The following is a 1,587-nucleotide window of genomic DNA, read 5'->3' as shown; positions in this document are numbered from 1 at the left end:
AAGGGTCCAGCGCTGCCATCCATGATCGGGACTTCGGACGCGGAGAGCTCGACGTAGGCGTTATCGATGCCCAGGCCAGCCATGGCCGAGAGCAAGTGCTCTACCGTGTCCACTTTGACGTCGCCGTTGATCAGCGTCGTCGACATAGTGGTTTCACCGACGTTTTCCGCGCGGGCAGGAATCTGCACCACAGGGTCGAGGTCAGCGCGACAAAACACAATGCCAGTGTCGACAGGCGCAGGCTTGAGGGTCAGATAGACCTTCTCACCGGAGTGCAGGCCTACACCTGTGGCACGGATAATATTTTTCAGTGTGCGTTGTTTAATCATGGCTTGGGCCGCTTCAGCGCAAATTGCGAACTGGTATCAACAAAGGCTGGCGATAATAGCAGACCGAGCCTTTGCTGAACACCAATCACCTTCATAGCCCTGATACATTCCATCAATCGGCCTGACGACGCAGGAATGCCGGGATGTCCAGGTAGTCCAGATCATCTTGCGGATTCATCTTCGCGGCAGCCGCAGCACCGGCCTGAGCCTGGTTGCGCATGACGGTCGGACGGTCCAGATCACGGTAGTTCACCGCCGGCGCTTCCTGACGGGACGGAGCCGGTTGTTGCACCTGAGAGGCAGCCATCGAAGTGTGAACGGTGTTGTCGATAACCTTCACAGGCTTCTCGATTTTCGCGCCCAGACCGGTGGCAACCACAGTCACGTGCAGTTCGTCGCGCATGTCCGGATCGATAACGGTACCGACCTTGACCATGGCGTGCTCGGAAGCGAAGGCTTCGATGATGCTACCCACGTCGGAGTACTCACCCAGTGACAGGTCAGGACCGGCGGTGATGTTCACCAGGATGCCGCGTGCGCCTTGCAGGTTCACGTCTTCCAGCAGCGGGTTGCGGATGGCCGCTTCGGTGGCTTCACGTGCACGGTTCGGACCGCTGGCGCTGCCAGTGCCCATCATCGCCATGCCCTTTTCGCTCATCACGGTACGTACGTCGGCGAAGTCGACGTTGATCATGCCCGGACGTTTGATGATGTCGGAGATACCGCGAACGGCACCGGCCAGTACATCGTCAGCCTTGGCGAAAGCCGACAAGAGGCTGGCGTCTTTACCGAGGATGGTCAGCAGCTTCTCGTTAGGAATGGTGATCAACGAGTCGACGCTTTCGGACAGCATGCGGATGCCTTCGTCGGCGATCTGCATACGCTTGCGGCCTTCGAACGGGAACGGACGGGTCACGACCGCAACGGTCAGGATGCCCATTTCCTTGGCCACTTCGGCGATGATCGGTGCAGCACCGGTACCGGTACCGCCGCCCATGCCAGTGGTGATGAACACCATGTTGGTGCCCTGCAGGACTTCGGCAATGCGCTCACGGTCTTCGAGAGCGGCCTGACGACCTACTTCAGGGTTGGCGCCAGCGCCGAGACCTTTGGTCACGCCGGTGCCCAGTTGCAGGATGGTACGCGCGCCGATGTTTTTCAGCGCTTGAGCATCAGTGTTGGCGCAGATGAATTCGACGCCTTCGATGTTGCTCTTGACCATGTGATTGACAGCGTTGCCGCCGCCACCGCCAACACC

Annotated in this window: 2 protein-coding genes; both read right to left on the bottom strand. The window is 59.4% G+C overall.

Annotated elements, in window-relative coordinates; all coding sequences use genetic code 11:
* Positions 1 to 329 (bottom strand): UDP-3-O-acyl-N-acetylglucosamine deacetylase (locus ACIOVB_RS26760; protein WP_401272186.1); only part of this gene is annotated, 329 nt, incomplete at its 3' end.
* Positions 330 to 441: 112 nt separating this feature from the next.
* The coding region (gene ftsZ, locus ACIOVB_RS26755) for a cell division protein FtsZ (RefSeq protein ID WP_401272185.1) at positions 442 to 1,587 on the bottom strand (1,146 nt) is incomplete at its 5' end.

This window comes from Pseudomonas sp. NPDC087639 (assembly GCF_044743385.1).
GTDB lineage: Bacteria > Pseudomonadota > Gammaproteobacteria > Pseudomonadales > Pseudomonadaceae > Aquipseudomonas.
The sequence above is the reverse complement of the archived record's forward strand: the minus strand, read 5'-3'. Positions and strand labels throughout refer to the sequence as shown.